The 17,937-nt window shown below is 40.5% G+C and carries 19 protein-coding genes; 9 read left to right on the forward strand and 10 right to left on the reverse strand.

The window, feature by feature from the left end; all coding sequences use genetic code 11:
• Positions 1-13 precede the first annotated feature (13 nt).
• From SOI81_RS02390 to SOI81_RS02410, 5 genes are read left to right on the forward strand one after another with little or no spacing between them, the layout of a single operon-like run.
• Positions 14-895, forward strand: coding sequence for an SDR family oxidoreductase (locus SOI81_RS02390; protein WP_320541178.1), 882 nt, complete (start codon positions 14-16; stop codon positions 893-895).
• A gap of 2 nt (positions 896-897) precedes the next feature.
• Complete coding sequence (locus SOI81_RS02395; protein WP_320541179.1) at positions 898-2,511, forward strand: acyl-CoA carboxylase subunit beta; 1,614 nt, start codon at positions 898-900, stop codon at positions 2,509-2,511.
• A 42-nt stretch (positions 2,512-2,553) separates the two neighbouring features.
• Entirely contained in the window at positions 2,554-3,711 is a 1,158-nt protein-coding gene (locus tag SOI81_RS02400; protein ID WP_320541180.1) for an acyl-CoA dehydrogenase family protein, read from the forward strand.
• A gap of 15 nt (positions 3,712-3,726) precedes the next feature.
• Positions 3,727-4,563, forward strand: coding sequence for an enoyl-CoA hydratase/isomerase family protein (locus SOI81_RS02405; protein WP_320541181.1), 837 nt, complete (start codon positions 3,727-3,729; stop codon positions 4,561-4,563).
• Between the two features lie 18 nt (positions 4,564-4,581).
• Complete coding sequence (locus SOI81_RS02410) at positions 4,582-6,522, forward strand: acetyl/propionyl/methylcrotonyl-CoA carboxylase subunit alpha (RefSeq protein ID WP_320541182.1); 1,941 nt, start codon at positions 4,582-4,584, stop codon at positions 6,520-6,522.
• Positions 6,523-6,575: 53 nt separating this feature from the next.
• Here the strand turns inward: SOI81_RS02410 and SOI81_RS02415 are convergent, their stop codons facing one another.
• The 5 genes from SOI81_RS02415 to rplM all read right to left on the reverse strand — a co-directional run bounded on the left by SOI81_RS02415 (position 6,576) and on the right by rplM (position 9,349).
• Entirely contained in the window at positions 6,576-7,235 is a 660-nt protein-coding gene (locus tag SOI81_RS02415; protein WP_224993885.1) for a hypothetical protein, read from the reverse strand.
• Between the two features lie 17 nt (positions 7,236-7,252).
• Entirely contained in the window at positions 7,253-7,687 is a 435-nt protein-coding gene (gene sspB, locus SOI81_RS02420; RefSeq protein ID WP_016143018.1) for a ClpXP protease specificity-enhancing factor, read from the reverse strand.
• Positions 7,688-7,693: 6 nt separating this feature from the next.
• Positions 7,694-8,347, reverse strand: a complete 654-nt coding sequence (sspA, locus tag SOI81_RS02425) for a glutathione S-transferase N-terminal domain-containing protein (protein ID WP_224993883.1) — start codon at positions 8,345-8,347, stop codon at positions 7,694-7,696.
• 174 nt (positions 8,348-8,521) lie between these two features.
• Positions 8,522-8,908 (reverse strand): 30S ribosomal protein S9, encoded by a 387-nt coding sequence (rpsI, locus tag SOI81_RS02430; protein ID WP_002048725.1) that lies wholly within the window; start codon positions 8,906-8,908, stop codon positions 8,522-8,524.
• 12 nt (positions 8,909-8,920) lie between these two features.
• The gene (rplM, locus tag SOI81_RS02435; RefSeq protein ID WP_002117832.1) at positions 8,921-9,349 is read right to left on the reverse strand and encodes a 50S ribosomal protein L13; all 429 of its coding nucleotides are present in this window, start codon (positions 9,347-9,349) and stop codon (positions 8,921-8,923) included.
• A gap of 173 nt (positions 9,350-9,522) precedes the next feature.
• On the opposite strand from rplM, the gene pdxA reads away from it, so the two are divergent.
• The 3 genes from pdxA to apaH are packed head-to-tail and all read left to right on the forward strand — an operon-like array spanning position 9,523 to position 12,185.
• Positions 9,523-10,506: a 4-hydroxythreonine-4-phosphate dehydrogenase PdxA gene (gene pdxA / locus SOI81_RS02440; protein WP_320541183.1), complete on the forward strand. Its 984-nt coding sequence runs from the start codon at positions 9,523-9,525 to the stop codon at positions 10,504-10,506.
• A gap of 23 nt (positions 10,507-10,529) precedes the next feature.
• Positions 10,530-11,342, forward strand: a complete 813-nt coding sequence (gene rsmA, locus SOI81_RS02445; protein ID WP_016143021.1) for a 16S rRNA (adenine(1518)-N(6)/adenine(1519)-N(6))-dimethyltransferase RsmA — start codon at positions 10,530-10,532, stop codon at positions 11,340-11,342.
• Positions 11,343-12,185: a symmetrical bis(5'-nucleosyl)-tetraphosphatase gene (gene apaH / locus SOI81_RS02450; RefSeq protein ID WP_239976900.1), complete on the forward strand. Its 843-nt coding sequence runs from the start codon at positions 11,343-11,345 to the stop codon at positions 12,183-12,185.
• Between the two features lie 92 nt (positions 12,186-12,277).
• Here apaH and SOI81_RS02455 read toward each other — a convergent pair whose 3' ends face one another.
• From SOI81_RS02455 to hflX, 4 genes are all read right to left on the reverse strand, one after another.
• Entirely contained in the window at positions 12,278-12,721 is a 444-nt protein-coding gene (locus SOI81_RS02455; protein ID WP_016143023.1) for a DUF2147 domain-containing protein, read from the reverse strand.
• An 82-nt stretch (positions 12,722-12,803) separates the two neighbouring features.
• Complete coding sequence (gene lrgB, locus SOI81_RS02460; protein WP_032007481.1) at positions 12,804-13,478, reverse strand: LrgB family protein; 675 nt, start codon at positions 13,476-13,478, stop codon at positions 12,804-12,806.
• Between the two features lie 10 nt (positions 13,479-13,488).
• Complete coding sequence (locus tag SOI81_RS02465) at positions 13,489-13,860, reverse strand: hypothetical protein (protein WP_224993878.1); 372 nt, start codon at positions 13,858-13,860, stop codon at positions 13,489-13,491.
• A 33-nt stretch (positions 13,861-13,893) separates the two neighbouring features.
• The gene (gene hflX, locus SOI81_RS02470) at positions 13,894-15,237 is read right to left on the reverse strand and encodes a ribosome rescue GTPase HflX (protein WP_239976890.1); all 1,344 of its coding nucleotides are present in this window, start codon (positions 15,235-15,237) and stop codon (positions 13,894-13,896) included.
• A gap of 218 nt (positions 15,238-15,455) precedes the next feature.
• Here hflX and plsC point away from each other — a divergent pair, with 218 nt between their 5' ends.
• Complete coding sequence (plsC, locus tag SOI81_RS02475) at positions 15,456-16,265, forward strand: lysophospholipid acyltransferase family protein (protein ID WP_320541184.1); 810 nt, start codon at positions 15,456-15,458, stop codon at positions 16,263-16,265.
• On the opposite strand, the gene plD is transcribed toward plsC, so the two are convergent.
• The gene (gene plD / locus SOI81_RS02480) at positions 16,266-17,891 is read right to left on the reverse strand and encodes a phospholipase D family protein (protein WP_320541185.1); all 1,626 of its coding nucleotides are present in this window, start codon (positions 17,889-17,891) and stop codon (positions 16,266-16,268) included.
• Between the last annotated feature and the right edge of the window lie 46 nt (positions 17,892-17,937).

Below are 17,937 nucleotides of genomic sequence, written 5' to 3' on the forward strand. Positions count from 1 at the left end.
GGAAGAAACAAAGATGAGTTATCAATCAATTTTTAGACCAGATGCTTTCGCCAATAAAGTCATTATTGTGACAGGCGGTGGCTCAGGAATTGGCCGTTGTACTGCACATGAGCTCGCTGCTTTGGGTGCACAAGTGGTGATTACAGGACGCAAAATTGAAAAACTGGAAAAGGTAAGCCGAGAAATTATAGAAGATGGTGGTTTGGTTCATTTCATTGTTTGTGATAACCGTGAAGAAGAACAAGTGAAAAATATGATTGCCGAAGTGATTGAAAAATTCGGAAAATTGGATGGTTTGGTGAACAATGCGGGCGGCCAGTTCCCCTCAGCTTTAGAGGATATCTCTGCAAATGGTTTTGACGCAGTTGTGCGTAATAACTTGCATGCGACTTTCTATTTGATGCGCGAAGCTTATAACCAATGGATGGCAAAACATGGTGGCAGTATTGTCAACATGACTGCCGATATGTGGGGTGGAATGCCGGGAATGGGACATTCTGGCGCTGCGCGTTCGGGAGTTGATAACTTAACCAAAACAGCATCGGTCGAATGGGGGAAATCTGGTGTACGTGTAAATGCGGTTGCACCAGGGTGGATTGTCTCATCTGGTATGGATAATTATAGCGGTGATTTTGCCAAAGTGATTATTCCAAGTCTTGCTGGCAATGTGCCGTTAAAACGTATGGGAACCGAGTCAGAAGTATCCTCAGCGATTTGTTATTTACTATCTGATGCTGCGGCTTTTGTGTCGGGTGTGACTTTGCGTATTGATGGCGCAGCATCACAAGGTACACGTATGTATCCACTAGGTGAGGCAACAAATAGTCAGTCTTATAACGGTTTCCACCGTGCATTTATTCCTGAAATTTTTAAAAAACAAACCGAGGAGGAATAACGATGACAATTCTTCCATCAGAGATTGCAGTAGGCAGTGAACAGTATCAAAACAATAAAGAAGTACTACTTGCTCAGTTGAATGAAGTACGTGCAATTCAGCAAAAAAGTATTGAAAAGTCATATGCTGCCAGACCGAAGTTCGATAAGAAAGGTAAGATTTTGCCGCATGAGCGTGTACGGTTGTTGCTCGATGCCGATTCACCTTTTGTTGAGCTGTGTGGTTTGGTCGGTTACAACATGCATGATGATAAAGATGGCTCTGAGGCGGGTGGCGGCGTGATTGCCGGCATTGGTTTTGTCAGCGGTGTGCGTTGTCTAGTATCTGCAAGCAATAGCGCAATTAAAGGCGGAACCATGTCACCTATGGGTGTACAAAAAACTTTGCGTTTGCAAAAAATTGCATTAGAACAAAAACTCCCACTGATTACGCTGACTGAAAGTGGTGGAGCTAATCTTAATTATGCTGCTGAAGTATTTACTTATGGCGGCATGACTTTTGCCAATCAGGCACGTCTTTCTGCAGCAGGTATTCCACAGCTTGCTGTAGTGCATGGTAATGCAACGGCAGGTGGTGCTTATCAACCTGGTCTTTCAGATTATGTCATTGCCGTGCGTAAGCAAACCGAGATGTTGCTTGCAGGTCCGCCTTTACTTTTGGCTGCCACGGGCGAAGTGGCAACAGCCGAGGAATTAGGTGGGGCAGAAATGCATGCACAGATTTCTGGAACAGCAGAATATCTGGCTGAAAATGATGCTGATGGGATTCGGTTGGCACGTGAAATTTTTGAACACCTGAACTGGAAAGAGCAAATCAAGCCAGTTGAAACGACTTATAAAGAACCTCGTTACGATACCGAGGAACTGTTGGGTGTTATTCCAAGTGACCCTAAACAACCATTCAATATGAAAGAAGTGGTTGCTCGTATTATTGATGATTCGGATTTTCTAGAATTTAAACAGGAATATGATGATTTAACAGTATGTGGCTGGGCAAAAATTGGTGGACTACATATAGGAATTATTACTAATAATGGCCCGATTACACCTCAAGGGGCAGCGAAGGCAGCGCAGTTTATACATCTGTGTGAACAGACTAAGCGTCCATTATTATTTTTGCATAACACCACAGGTTTTATGGTAGGAACTGACGCAGAGCAAAACGGTATTATCAAACACGGCTCGAAACTGATTCAAGCGGTTGCCAATTGTACTGTACCTAAAATTTCAATTGTTGTGGCTGGGTCATATGGTGCTGGTAACTATGCGATGTGTGGTCGGAGTTTATCACCAGATTTTATTTTTGCTTGGCCGAATTCGCATGTTGCTGTAATGGGTTCTGCACAGGCTGGAAAGGTACTACGCATTGTGGCTGAAGGAAAGCAAAAAGCTTCAGGGCAGGAGCCGAATCCGCAAATGCTCGATTTTCTTGAGCAAAGTACGGCGATGAAATTACAGCAGCAATCTACCGCACTTTTCAATACGGCCATGCTACATGATGATGGCATTATTGACCCGCGAGACACTCGAAAATTATTAATTTTCCTTTTACAAACTATTTATGAAGCACAGCAAAGAGAGTTGAATCCAACTCGTTTTGGTGTATCTCGTTTTTAATCAACCTTTACCGCAATTAAAAAAATTAATAGGAATAACACCATGAAATTTACTGCCGAACATGAAGCATTGCGCCGTACAGCTCGTCAATTTGTTCAAAATGAGTTGAATCCACATATTCCAGAATGGGAGGCTGCGGGACGTTTCCCAATCCATGAAGTATTTAAGAAGATGGGTGATCTTGGTTTATTAGGAATTTGTAAGCCAGAAGAAAATGGCGGTTTAGCTCTAGACTATTCTTATAACCTTGTGGTTGCTGAAGAAATTGGCTATGCAGCTTGTGGTGGCGTGCCTTTGGCGATTGGTGTGCAAACCGATATGGCAACACCAGCTTTAGCCCGTTTTGGTAGTAAAGAATTACGTGATGAGTTTTTAACACCAGCGATTGCCGGGGAGTATGTGGCATCAATTGCAGTGTCAGAAGTGCATGCTGGTTCAGATGTTGCTGCTATTAAAACCATAGCTAAAAAAGATGGCGATGACTACGTTATTAACGGCAGTAAAATGTGGATTACCAACTCATTGCAAGCTGATTTCTTTTGTCTTTTAGCTAACACGTCTGATGATAAACCCCACGTTAATAAGTCAATGATTATTGTGCCAGCAAAAACGAAAGGGATTAGTTTTTCAGAGCCCCTTAATAAATTAGGGATGCGTTCAACGACCACAGCGCAAGTTTATTTGGACAATGTCCGTGTACCACAGCGTAATTTGGTTGGCGTTGAAGGCATGGGCTTTATGATGCAAATGATGCAATTTCAGGAAGAGCGTTTATGGGCTTGTGCTAATGCTATAGGTGGTTTGGAAAATTTAATCCAGAAGACCATCGACTATACCAAAGAGCGTACCACTTTTGGTCAACCACTCATCAATAACCAATATATTCATTTCCGTTTTGCTGAACTTATGACTGAAGTAGAAGCACTTAAAGCACTCACCTACCAAGCGTGTGAGCAGCATATTGCGGGTGAAGATGTGACCAAACTGGCTTCTATGGCAAAACTAAAAGCTGGACGTTTAAGCCGTGAAGTTGCCGATAGCTGTCTGCAATATTGGGGCGGCAATGGCTTCATGTGGGATAACCCTGCATCTCAGCTGTATCGCGATGGTCGTTTAGGTTCAATTGGTGGCGGGGCAGATGAGATTATGTTGGGGATTATCTGTAAGTTGATGGACATCCTACCTAAAAAACAGAAATAAAAATAAGGAACGACCATGACACTTTCAGCATCTCTACAAGTTTTAGATATAGATGACAGTATTCAATTAGAACAAGACGGCGGTATTTTATACCTTTGGTTAAATCGACCAGAGAGTCGCAATGCCATGAACCTGAATATGGTCAATGCAATTCAGCAAATTTTTTCTGTCATTCGCGATGACCTTACGATTCGTGCGGTCATCATCCGTGGTGAAGGTGGAACTTTTTGTGCGGGTGGTGACATCAAAGACATGGCAGCTTTACGTGTTGAGGCAGCTAATGTTGGCAGTCTACAACCTTATGTGGATTTTAACCGCCGTTTTGGTGCCATGCTTGAGCAAGTTGAAGCTGCACCGCAAACGGTTGTGGTGATTTTAGAAGGCGCGGTGTTAGGAGGTGGTTTTGGTCTAGCATGTGTTTCCGATGTTGCCATTAGCCGTGACAATGCTCAGTTTGGTTTACCTGAAACTGGGCTGGGTGTGATTCCTGCGCAAATTGCTCCTTTTGTAGTGAAACGTATTGGTCTAACTCAGGCTCGTCGATTAGCTTTATTAGGTATGCGCTTTGAAGGGCATACGGCACTGAATGTCGGTGTGGTTCATCAAATTGCACATAATGAAATTGAACTCGAACAAGCTTTACAAGAAACGATTCAGCAAATTAAACGAGTAGCTCCTCAAGCTTCGCGTGTGACTAAAGCACTGTTACATCGAACACTTAATGAACCTTTAAATGAATTGCTCGATGACGCAGCTCAGCAGTTTGCCCAAGCAGTTGGTGGAGCTGAAGGACAAGAAGGGACGATGGCTTTTATCCAAAAACGTTTGCCAAATTGGGCTGATGAGTCATAAGAGATAAGGATAAAAATAATGAAATTTTCAAAAGTACTGATTGCCAATCGTGGTGAAATTGCAGTTCGAGTTATGCAAACAGCCAAAGCAATGGGCTATCAAACTGTGGCGGTTTATTCTGATGCAGACCGTAACGCTCGGCATGTACAAGAAGCCGATGAAGCTGTTTACATTGGGGCATCTAAAGTATCCGAGTCTTATCTTTCCATTGCTAAAATTATCGAAGCCTGTAAAAAAACTGGGGCAGATGCTGTTCACCCCGGTTATGGTTTTTTGTCAGAAAATACTGATTTTGCTCAGGCATGTATCGATAACCAGATTACGTTTATTGGGCCAACAGCTTCTGCAATTGAGCTCATGGGGAGTAAACGACTCTCAAAAATTGCCATGATTGAAGCAGGCGTTCCTTGTGTGCCGGGCTATGAAGGTGACCGACAAGACCTTGAGTATTTAGCGAAACAAGCTGAGCAGATTGGCTTTCCGATTATGGTCAAAGCCTCCGCGGGCGGTGGTGGCCGCGGGATGCGTTTGGTACAGCAGTCATCTGAATTGATTGAGGCATTACAAACAGCATGTTCAGAAGCTGAAAATGCTTTTGGTTCAGGTGAGCTTATTTTAGAAAAAGCAGTGATTGCGCCGCGCCATGTCGAAATTCAGGTTTTTGGTGATACACACGGCAATTATGTTTATTTATTTGAACGGGATTGTTCAATTCAGCGACGGCACCAAAAGGTTGTTGAAGAAGCACCTTGTCCAGTCATGACTTCTGAACTACGCCAGCAAATGGGTGAGGCCGCTGTAGCAGCAGCTAAAGCATGTGCGTATGTAGGTGCGGGAACTGTTGAGTTTTTACTTGATGCATCAGGTACATTTTATTTTTTAGAAATGAATACCCGTTTGCAGGTAGAGCATCCTGTTACTGAACTCATTACAGGTTTAGATTTAGTTGAGTGGCAGTTGCGTGTTGCCAATGGCGAGCAGTTGCCCTTACAACAACATGAGTTGACCTTAACTGGGCATGCAATTGAAGTGCGCCTGTATGCAGAAGATCCACGGCAAGATTTCTTACCACAAACAGGACAAGTTCTGCGTTGGCAGCCAGCAACTTTGCCAAATGTACGGATTGATCATGGGATGTTAGTAACTGATGAGGTTAGTCCGTTTTACGATCCGATGGTAGCAAAGGTGATCGCATATGGTAAAACGCGTGAGGATGCGATTCGCTTACTCGCTCGTGCTGTGGATGATAGTGTTTTGCTAGGTGTAAATAGCAATAAACAGTTTTTGGTCAATTTACTGCGACATCCAATTGTTGTTGCTGGTGATACCAATACTGCGTTCATTCAACAGCATTTTCAAAATGACAGCAGTCTACATAAGCAGGTTCTATCTTTAGAAACTTTAGCAATTGCTGCGGCATTATTTAGCCAAAGTAACGGTACGGCAATGTGGCAAACTGGCCTAGGTGTGCCATTACCATTAAAGCTTAAATATGATGATCAGCAAGTTCAATTGCAGCTTTCATCGCTAAATAATACGTTTACGGTACAGCTCTGCGATCAATCAGTATGTATTGAAGTGCTCGAAAGAACGGCAGAACAATTAGTTTATTTAATGGATGGTGTACGTCGCCGTGTGCAATATGTGCTGGATGATGATCAACTTTATTTAGATCGAGATAATGGCAATGTTGCAATTCGCAACGTAACTTATGCTGCCCCAGAAATAGTGGATGTGCCCGGCGATGGCAAAATTCGTGCTCCGATGGATGGCGCTGTAGTGAATATCTTGGTTGATAAAGGTGATCAAGTCGTGAAAGGTCAAACTTTACTAGTTCTTGAAGCCATGAAAATCCAACAGCAGATTAAATCTGATGTTGATGGGGTGGTTGATGAAGTTTTAGGTCAACAAGGGCAACAAGTAAAAAAACGGCAAATGTTATTTACGATTCAAATCTAATAAAAAATGCCACCTTTTATGGGTGGCATTTAGCGGATTGCATAGGCAAATTCTTAAGCAATTAATTGTGTATAAGCACAGTACAAATAGCCCAAAATCGCTAAAGCAACTACAGGGGCAATAATCTTTGACCATGTAGGTACAGAAATTTCGACAGCTTGTTCTTCAATATGCACGTCATCATGATGAGGTTGGGCTTGGTGAACCATTTGGTTGAACTCCTTCATTGTTGCATCCAATGATAGCTCTTCTTGTTCCACAGGTTTAGAACCAATTAATTCATTTAGATGGTTTGTTGACCAAACCCAATCTTCTGCTTGACCTGATAAATGCTCGATCTGACCTAAAATTAATTCTTTTAAGCCATTATGCCCAAAACCACCTGTCTCATCGAGCTGGTTAAGTTCTGCTAACTGCAAAGTTAAAATTTCAGAAATACTCTGTTCGAGTTCTGAATTTTTTAAAGTCGACTGATTATGTTTAGAAGTCGTTAAATGACGAGCAACTTCTTGAATATAAAGTGGATCTGAGGTTTTGATTTCTTGATAAATCTTATTGTCATTCTGACGCCATAAACTAATCAGTTTTCCAAGCGTAAGAATATTCACCTCATCAATCAGTTTATTTTTTTCATTAACTGGATATTGATTTAAAAGCTGAGGCTTTTGAATTTTTATCTGCTCAGCAAAGTATTGGACTAAATCAAATGCCATGCTTTCTTCCTCTAAATTTAATCTAAAATTCTTAACGTCGGTTTTTTCTTAGTCGATGTTGTTTCAGTTGCTTCTTGTACTTCTGACTCTACTGTATCTTCTATAGGCATTACATTGGCATATTCTTCAGGGTCAAAGAATAAACCTTGTCCATTCTCACGTGCATAAATCCCTAGAACAGCTTGAATAGGAACATAAATATCTTTTGATGCTCCCCCAAAACGAGCTGAAAAGGTAATAGCTTCATTGGTAATAAGTAATTGATGAACAGCATGCGGCACGATATTTAAAACGATTTGTCCATCTTTAACAAATTGTTGTGGAACATCGGTATGTGGCTGTGTCGCATCAACTAATAGATAAGGCGTAAGTTGGTTATCACAAATCCATTCATAGATTGCACGAGCAAGATAAGGACGTGTAGGGGTTAAATCAATAGTTTGCTCAGACATATCACGCTATTCCATATTTAATAGTTCATTGTAACGGTTTTTCTCTTGAGGCGTCATCGATTTAGCAAAAGAAGGCCGTTCAAAGATACGTTTACAGTACAAAAATATAGGTCGACAGTGCTGTTTGGGTAAATCAATTCCCATGCTATTTAATCTTAAAAAGATAGGGGCAAGCATGCAGTCTAAGATTGTAAAACTCTCAGACATGAAAAACGGAAAATGCTGAAATAGGGGAGTAAGTGAAATTAATGTTTCACGTAGTTCTTTTTGAGCTTTTTGCTTTTGTTCAACATTTAGAGTGTCTGCATGTTTTAACATGTGATCTGCTAACTTGAACCAGTCGTTTTCAAGCCTCCAGATATACTGACGCTGTTCTGCACGCATCATAGGTGCATCGGCATACAGCTTACTTTGACGATAACGATCATCTAAATATTCAGCAATAATAGGAGCTGAAAATAACTTAAGATTTTGTTCTACCAGCATCGGTAATTGGTTATAAGGATTTAAACTGGCCAAATCTTCGTCTTCATGGTCAGTTACGATCAATTGATATTTGATTTGTTTTTCTGCTAATAAGAAACGAATCCAGTGAGAACGGAAATCATCAGCATGACTGTAAAGGGTAATCCCCTGAATAGAGGTGTTTTCGACCGACATATCACAAGACGACGTGGTTGAGTGAATCGATTAGGATACTAAAAATACTCTAGGAAATCACGGTTCTAAAGAGATAGTTTGTTTATATTTATAAGTTTGCATTTAATGCTTTTATTTACGTAATAAAAAAGCCTTGGAAAAATCCAAGGCTTTTTGTCCAACTCGATAAACGAATTAACGTTTAGAGAATTGAGGACGTTTACGAGCTTTACGTAAACCAAGTTTCTTACGTTCAACTTCACGAGCATCACGAGTAACGAAACCAGCTTGACGTAGAACAGGTTTTAAAGTTTCGTCAGCAGCGATAAGCGCACGAGTAATACCGTGACGGATCGCGCCAGCTTGACCACCGATACCACCACCTTTAACAGTAATGTAAAGGTCAAACTTTTCAGTAACTTCTAAAAGTTCTAAAGGTTGACGAACAACCATACGAGCAGTTTCACGACCGAAATATTGCTCTAAAGTACGGTTGTTAATAACGAGTTTACCTGTACCAGCTGACAAGAAAACACGTGCAGTTGCGGTCTTACGGCGACCTGTACCATAATTAGTAGCCATGTGCTGTATCCCTTAGATGTCCAAAACTTGTGGCTGTTGAGCAGCATGCGGATGCTCAGTACCAGCGTACACTTTCATTTTTTTGATCATTGCATAACCAAGAGGACCTTTTGGTAACATGCCTTTAACCGCTTTTTCAAGAACAGCTTCAGGTTTGTGAGCGATTAACTTCTCGAAGTTAGTCTCACGGATACCACCAGGGAAACCAGTATGGCGATAATATTTCTTATCAAGTGATTTTTTACCAGTCACTTGAACTTGTTCAGCATTAATCACAACGATGTAATCGCCAGTGTCAACGTGAGGAGTATAAGAAGTTTTGTGCTTACCGCGTAAACGACGAGCGATTTCAGTCGCAAGGCGACCTAAAGTTTTGCCAGAAGCATCAACAACATACCAGTCATGTTGAACTTCAGCTGGCTTAGCGCTGAGAGTTTTCATTAAACCACTACCTATTATAGTTGGTTTGGACTATGGAATCTGTCCAAACAAAAGGAGCGAGCATTCTAAACGAGTTTGTTCAAAGTCACAAGAAAAATCCAGTTTAAGCGAGATAATTTAATCCATAAACTGATGAATGTCAGATATGTTAAAATCAAACAAATTCTTGTTATGTGTCTGGAGTGATTGTGCTGCCATTATATGTCACTTCCGGTGAACCGGCTGGTATTGGACCGGATATTTGTTTGAGTTTAGCTACGCGGGTCGATCAGCGTCCAGTTGTGATCTTGGGTGATCGAGACTTATTAGCGCAACGCGCCCAAAAACTTGGTGTGGATATTCAATTTATAGAATATACCGGACAGCCTGAGTCATCTTCTCTGAATGAACTTTATATAGAGCATGTACCTTTAGAGGCTGCGGTAATTGATGGTCAATTAAATCCAGCAAATGCAGCTTATGTATTAGAACAACTACGTCGTTCAGCTGATTACGCAATGTCTGGTAAAAGTGTCGGGGTAGCTACGGCACCGGTGCAAAAATCAGTTATTAATGATGCTGGTATTTTGTTTAGTGGCCACACTGAATACTATCAAGAGATTGCAGGCGTGGAACGTGTCGTCATGATGCTTGCAACTAAAACCTTGCGTGTTGCTCTAGCAACTACACATTTACCTTTAAGAGATGTAGCGGATGCGATTACCAAAGAACGGTTGCATCAGGTTATTGATATTTTACTACACGACCTAAAAACTAAATTTAAAATTACAGACCCACGTGTACTCGTGTGTGGTTTAAATCCCCACGCGGGTGAAGATGGCTATTTGGGTCGTGAAGAGATTGAGACTATTAATCCGGTACTCGAAAGTTATCGGGCGCAAGGGATGAAGATGAGTTTAAGCTTACCGGCCGACACCTTGTTTACCCCCGAACATCTTAAAAATGCAGATGCTGTACTTGCCATGTACCATGATCAAGGGTTACCTGTGTTAAAATCACAAGGGTTTGGTGAAGCCATCAATATTACATTGGGTTTGCCGTTCATTCGAACTTCGGTTGACCATGGCACTGCGTTGTCTTTAGCTGGGACTGGTTTGGCAAAAAGCTCAAGTTTAAATGTCGCTGTTGATTTAGCTTTATCTTTAGCAGCGAGCTAAATTTTTCATGTTGGAAATGTTCTATGTATCAAATTAATGCCCTAAACCCGAAAGATGAAGGGCATAAAGCTCGTAAACGTTTTGGTCAAAACTTCTTACATGATCAGCGAGTCATTGCCAAAATTGTGCGCTCTGTAAGTCCGCGTACGGGTGACAATATTGTCGAAATTGGACCGGGTCTAGCTGCCTTAACTTCTCCTTTAATTGGGGAGTGCGATGCGTTAACAGTGGTGGAGTTAGACCGTGACTTAGCTGCGGGTCTACCAGAACGTGTTCCACATCCAGAACGTTTGACGATTGTAGAAGCTGATGCATTAAAATATGACTTTAGCGAACTGGTAAAAGATGGCCGACCATTACGTGTAGTCGGTAACTTACCTTATAACATTTCAACCCCATTACTTTTTCATCTCTTGGAATTTGGCAGCAAAGTTAAAGATATGCACTTTATGCTGCAAAAAGAGGTGGTTGACCGTATTACTGCTGAACCGAATACGAAAGAATATGGCCGCCTGTCGGTAATGATTCAATATTACTGTCAACCAACATTTTTATTTGAAGTACCAGCTGGTGCATTTAACCCACCACCTAAAGTAACGAGCGCTGTCTTCCGCCTTGTTCCTTATGATCAAAAGCCAATTACAGCAAAAGATGAAAAAGCTTTAGCTCGACTGGTCGCTCATGTATTTACTCAGCGCCGTAAAACATTAAGAAACAGTCTTAAAGGTATGATCGCAGAAGATGGCTTTGAAAAGGCTGGTGTTGATCCGATGGCTCGTCCAGAAACTTTAACACTTGCTCAATTTGTTGCTTTGGCCGATCAAATGGTGGCGTAAATGACTAAGCGTTTTAACTATGTTATTGGCGATGTGCAGGGATGTTTTGAAGCTCTAAAAGCCTTGCTTAAAGAAATACGTTTTGATCCAGATCAAGACTTTTTATGGTTTGCTGGGGATTTAGTTGCACGTGGTGAAAATTCAGTAGGGGCATTACGTTTTATTAAAAAACTTGCTGATCGTGGTGCTGCTGCAACTGTACTTGGAAACCATGACCTGACTTTAATTGCGGGTGCACGTGGTTTAAAAGAGATTAAAGCAAAAGATCGGACTCAAGATGTTATTGATGCGATTGATGGTGATGAGTTAATCGACTGGCTACGTAAACAGCCATTATGTCTATTGCCAAACGAGCATACGATCCTTACTCATGCTGGTATACCTTGTATTTGGGATGCACAAAAAGCTGTAACGTTAGCAAAAGAGGTTGAGGCTGTACTTGCAAACGAAGATTTATCTGTATTAGATGCTTTTTTGGCAGACATGTATGGTTCAAAACCAGATTTGTGGGAAGATCACCTAACGGGTTCGGCACGTTTACGTTGTATTACTAATTATTTGACTCGCATGCGTTTAACCAATGCAGAAGGGGCTTTAGAGTTTAGTTTTAAAGATTCTTTGGATGCGCCAATGCCGGAAGGTTATTTCCCTTGGTTTGAATTCCCGAGCAAAGCCGCACAAACTCATCAAATTATTTTTGGTCATTGGGCTGCGCTCGAGGGCAAAACTGTTAATGAGCAAATCCAGAATATCGATGGTGGCTGTGTTTGGGGTAGAAAATTAATAGCTTATCGACTTGAAGACAAAGAAATTTTTTCTGTTGAAAATCCTGTGCAAATATAAGAAAAGCAATGCTTTTCTATGAGTGCAAGATGAAGTTTCTAGCTGAATTAAAAATAAAAAAGCCGCATAAGCGGCTTTTTTATTGGGAACTATTATTCTACGCGAATCCAGATTTGATTACGTCCCAAAGCTGAAACTCCGAGATAACCACGCATATGTAAGCGTTTGCCCGTTGAACTAAGCTTCGCCTTAAGACCGTAAACTTTACCAGTATTCGGATCTAAAATTTTGCCACCGGTATAGTTAAGTCCATCTGTCTGTTTTAAACCCGTTGCGATATCCAGACCTAAAATCGGTTTATTGGTATATGGCGCAGGGCAATTATCACAAATTTCTTTAGGCGTATAACCTGGGCGTGGCGTAAGTTTGACAATTTTCCCAGCATATGTCCCGTTTGCTTCTTTTCGTATTTCTACCTGTGCTTTGGGAGCACCGGTCTTATCATCAATTGTTTGCCAGAGACCAGTAATATCTGCTGCAAATGTAGCAGTATTAATCCCCAATAAGAGCAGAGCTCCAATAAATATTTTCCCCATAATTAAAAATCCTTTTAACTTTGAAAGGTCATCTTATTTGGAATTGATAGACCGTTCAATGTTTATTTAATCCACTTTTTAATTATGGTGTTCCAAAAGACAACATTAGTGTTGGTAGCCAAATTGCAGTAAATACCCCGTTCAATGCCATACCAAATGCAGCGTAACGACCTGCAACTGGTCCGCGTTGCCAAGCTTGAGCTGTTCCGATTGCATGTGCAGCTAAACCTAAGGCTAAACCTGATGCTCTCTCATCATGAATATGTTTAAGTAAGAAAGGTGAAAATGCTGCGCCGATTACCCCAGACAAAATAACAATAAGGGTCACTAGTGTTTCAGGAGCATGTAATAAAGTTGCGATATTCAGGGCAATTGGAGTAGTTACTGCACGCGTTGCAAATGCAAGGATGGTAGGTTCAGACATATGTAACAAGTAAGCCAAACCCATAGGTAGAGCAACGGCACTAATACTTGCAAAAAGTAAAATACCAATGACCGATTTAATTGGAAGGTCATCATAGCGCATTGCAGCTAAAGGAATGGCTAAGGCTACGGTGACATAACCTAATAGATGACCAAATAAGTCATTTACATAAAGACGATACTGCTCATATGGCACATGCAAAACCGAAAGTAAGCCAATTACAATGAACATGCCGAAAACTAGAAGTGGAACTTGCGGAAAACGTCGGTTTAAAGGCTTTGCACAAAGATAACCAATTAATGTGATCAAAAATCCGTATAAAATCGTAAACATCTTATTCTCCTTATAACCAACGTTTTGCCATTCTTGCATAAACCCACAAAGGTATAAGGGTGCTGACCACTAAAACCAAAAGAAATAATGGAATTTCCTTACCCATATGTACTAGCATAATTAATGAACCTGCACAGATAGGCAAAAAAGCGAAACCACTTTCTTTCATGATTTTATTATTGGTATCGACTATTCGAAGTGGAATTTTTTTAAACTTTCTCCAAATGAGTAAAATAATAAGTAAGCTGATTAACCCAACCAGATTACCTAATTCTGGATGACCAAAAGCACGCATGACGACGACAGAGCCTTCACGAAAACCAATAATGAGTAGTAATGTAATTACCCATGCTGTCCAGTCTATACTTTTGATCTTATCCATATTTTTTATCTCTAAAAGTTTACTTATCAAGTTTTAACTGATATCGCCCTTGATTTCAAACTCTTCCAAAGGGCGCTTAAATTGACTGGCATGCTCTCCCAATATCTCATCTAAGGGGAGTTTTGCTTGGCGAATCAGTTTTTCTAGCTTATGTGGTGCAATCTTTACATCAATGTGTAATAAGCCTGCATCATCATAATGTTCAGACTCAATCACATTTAAAGCATAAAGCTGAGTGCGCAATTTGCCATAAGCTGGTTTAAGCACGAGAGAAAACTTTTGAATTTGCCCCATTAAGCATTCTTGTACTGCTTTTTGAAGTAAATCTAGACCTTGGCCAGAATGAGCCGAAACATAAACTCGATCTGGGACGTGTGGCTCAGCATAAATGATTTTGGCTTCTTCACCACTTAGATCGATTTTGTTATATACCCGAAGTACGGGAGCATCAGCGCCAATTTCTTTTAATACACCTTCAACTGCTTCAATTTGGTCGAGCATGTCATGGCTATTACTATCAATAACATGCAGTAAAAGGGTAGCTTCAAGTGTTTCTTCAAGTGTTGCTTTGAATGATTCAACCAAATCATGCTGTAAGTTTCGTACAAAACCTACGGTATCCGCTAGTACAACAGTGCCGATACCATCCCAGTCTAAACGACGTAAGGTTGGATCAAGTGTTGCAAACAGTTGATCGGCTGCGTAGACATCACTATTGGCTAAAATATTAAATAAAGTCGATTTTCCTGCATTGGTATAACCTACTAAGGAAACTGTTGGAATGGCTGCTTTTTGTCTTGCAGCACGCCCTTGCATACGAGTCTGATGTACTTTGTCTAATTTGTCTTTTAATTGAGTAATACGAACACGGATGAGACGGCGATCTGTCTCTAGCTGTGTTTCACCGGGACCACGTAAGCCAATACCACCTTTTTGCTGTTCAAAGTCGGCAGACCAACCACGAATGAGACGGGTAGATAAATGTTTAAGCTGAGCAAGTTCGACTTGCAACTTACCCTCATGTGTACGGGCACGCAGCGCAAAAATATCTAAAATTAAACCGGTCCGATCAATGACGCGGCATTTTAATATTCTTTCTAAATTTCGTTCTTGAGCAGGTGATAATGCATGGTCAAAGATAACCAGGCTCGCTTCTAGTTCCTGAACTTGCTCTGCAATTTCTTCGACTTTTCCTGAACCAATAAAAAATTTAGGGTTAGGCTTATTACGCTGAACCTTAATATGTTCAAGGATATCTGCACCCGCAGACTGTGCAAGTAGAGCAAACTCTTCGGCATCCAGGTCATCTAATAATTGTACAGAAACACTCACTAAGATTGTGCGTTCACCGCCTTGATGCCGATCAACATATTCCACGTGGCTATAAATCCTGAAAATGGGAAAACTTTATTCTAGAGGAAACTTAAGCAAAAGGGGAAAGCGTTTGTTCTTATCCTTTAGATTAGCGATATGAGATCAGCGTAATGTTCAGATTTATTTTATTTGCCGTGTTCTAACGTCAATGCAAGTTTATTCTGAAACGTATAGAATGACTTGAGATGGGTATAACAAAGATTAATCGTTAGTGAAATTTTATGGCTCAAACGCAAAGTATATTTAATTCAACGTTAAAGAAATTATCAAAAATAGGTTTATATGGGAAAAAAGTCACTTCTGCCACGGCCGCAATTAGTGAGGGTTTTTACCTAGTTTATCGACATGGACTTTATAAAGATCCTAATAATCCTGTTAATACACGTTATGTCCAATACTTTTGTCGCCGTTTATGTCAGGTTTTTAATTTAGATATAGAAGTACATGGCACAATTCCGAGAGAACCAGCTTTATGGGTAAGTAACCATATTTCTTGGTTAGATGTTGCAGTTTTAGGTTCAGGTGCGCGAGTTTTCTTTCTTGCTAAAGCTGAAATTGAAAATTGGCCCATTCTTGGAAACTTAGCCAAAGGTGGCGGAACGTTATTTATTAAGCGTGGATCTGGAGATTCTGTCAGAATTCGTGAGCAAATTACTGAATTTTTAAAACAGAATATCCCAGTATTATTTTTCCCTGAAGCGACGACTACAGATGGGCACTCTGTTAAAAAAGTTCATGGACGATTACTGGGGGCAGCGATTGAAGCACAGCGTCCGGTACAAGTATGCTTGATTTGCTATGTAAACCGCGATGGAGAGCTAGATACGGTTGCGCCATTCATTGGTGATATGACCTTTGCCGAACATATTCAACGTGTCCTTGAAATGCCGAAGGTAACCGCTCATTTGTTAACTTTGCCTCCCATTTCAGTGGAAGGGCATGATGTCAAAAGTCTAACGCGTGAAGTTCAAGAAAGAATGGTAGAAGGTCTGGCTCAACTACATCAAAAAGTACTTAAGCCAAAAAATTAATTACATAAATCCTTCAATTGGCAGCCATGAAAGAAACTTCATGCCTGCTTTTTGCCACCACTTCATCTCCGGTTCCTGTTTATAAATTACAGGACCATTCGAAGTTTCTTGCTGCCAATAAATATGATTGTTAGCGTCGAGCTTTAATTTATAAGCATACTTATTTAAATTTTCATTCATCGTATGGTGAATCGTCTTAGCCAACGAGGGGCTATCTAAAATCACGCCAATTTCAGTATTTAAATAAGCCGAGCGTGGATCAAAGTTAAATGAACCAATAAAAACCTGTTCATCTAATGCCATAAGCTTAGTATGTAAACTTGAGCGGCTTAATCCTTTCATATTTACTTTAGCTTTAGTGGCAAGCTCATCTGTATTCTTATTTAAATCTCTTTTATCGGGTGTCGGTAAAAATTCATAAAGTTGTACGCCGTTTTTAAGCAACTCTTTACGATATTTCCCATAAAAAGCATGTACAACAGCAACGTCATTCGCTTTAAAAGAATTCGTTAAAACTCGAACTTCAACACCCTCTTTAGCAAGCGCGCCTAAAATTTTGGCCCCTTGTTTTTCAGGAATAAAATAAGCTGAGATTAAATCAACGTTACTTTCTGGTTTTTCCAAATGGTTAATTAACTGGAAATTTAGATGTTCTTCTTTTTTAGCTTTTGATTTGATTTTATCGGGCGAGTCTTTGACGACTTCTGCTTTTACCCAGTCGAATCGAATATTGCGATTTAACCATTGATCAAATGCATGAGACTTTGATGTTAAGTTTAGAAAGTTTTGAACGGTAGCTTGTTGGTAGTGTGCTTCAAGCTGCTCTTTTAATCCTTCATAGCGTAAACGGTGCTGTTCAGGACTTACGATACTTTGAACCGAATATGCATATTCATGATTCCAGTAATCATCAAATGAATTTACGATATCATCAACAGCAGCGCCTACCAGCATTACATCAACATCAGAAAACTGATAGCTATCGCTAACATTGTAATATTGATTAGTCATATTACGTCCGCCAATAAGCGCCACCTCATTGTCAGCAATAAAACTTTTATTGTGCATACGACGATTAATTCGTTTTAAATCAAGCACCATATCCATCGCACGATATTTGCGAAAACGATAGGGATTAAAAAGTTTAACTTCAATATTTTTATGCTGAGAAAGGGCCAGTAAAATCCCTTCCATTTTTTTTGCATTATTGTCATCAATAAGAAGTCGGACTTTTACACCTCGATCAGCTGCACGAATAATAGCGTGCAAGGCTAAAGCACCAACTTTGTCATTATCCCAAATGTAATATTGTAAATCTAAAGTCTTTTCAGCTTTATCAATTAATCTGAGTCGCGCAGCTAGGGCCTCTAACGGATCATTTAGAACATGGAAACCCGTTAACTTAGGATTCTGTTGGCGTAAGGGGGTAATAATTTTGGCAAGTGAAGTCTCGGAGGTATCAATATCCTTTGCATATTGCACAGGCTCAACACCATGTTTGGGCAGAGTACTGCAACCTGTCAAACCCACAGCAAAACTTGAACATAGGACTATAGAGGCTTTTATCAAAAAGCCTTTAGCTTGTTGATTCGTTTGAAGCTGTTTGGAATGAAAGGATTGTGCCATAATCAGTACATACGATAAGGTGAGCTAGAGTATAATTCGTGCATAT

This window comes from Acinetobacter pittii (assembly GCF_034067285.1).
GTDB classification, from domain to species: domain Bacteria; phylum Pseudomonadota; class Gammaproteobacteria; order Pseudomonadales; family Moraxellaceae; genus Acinetobacter; species Acinetobacter pittii_E.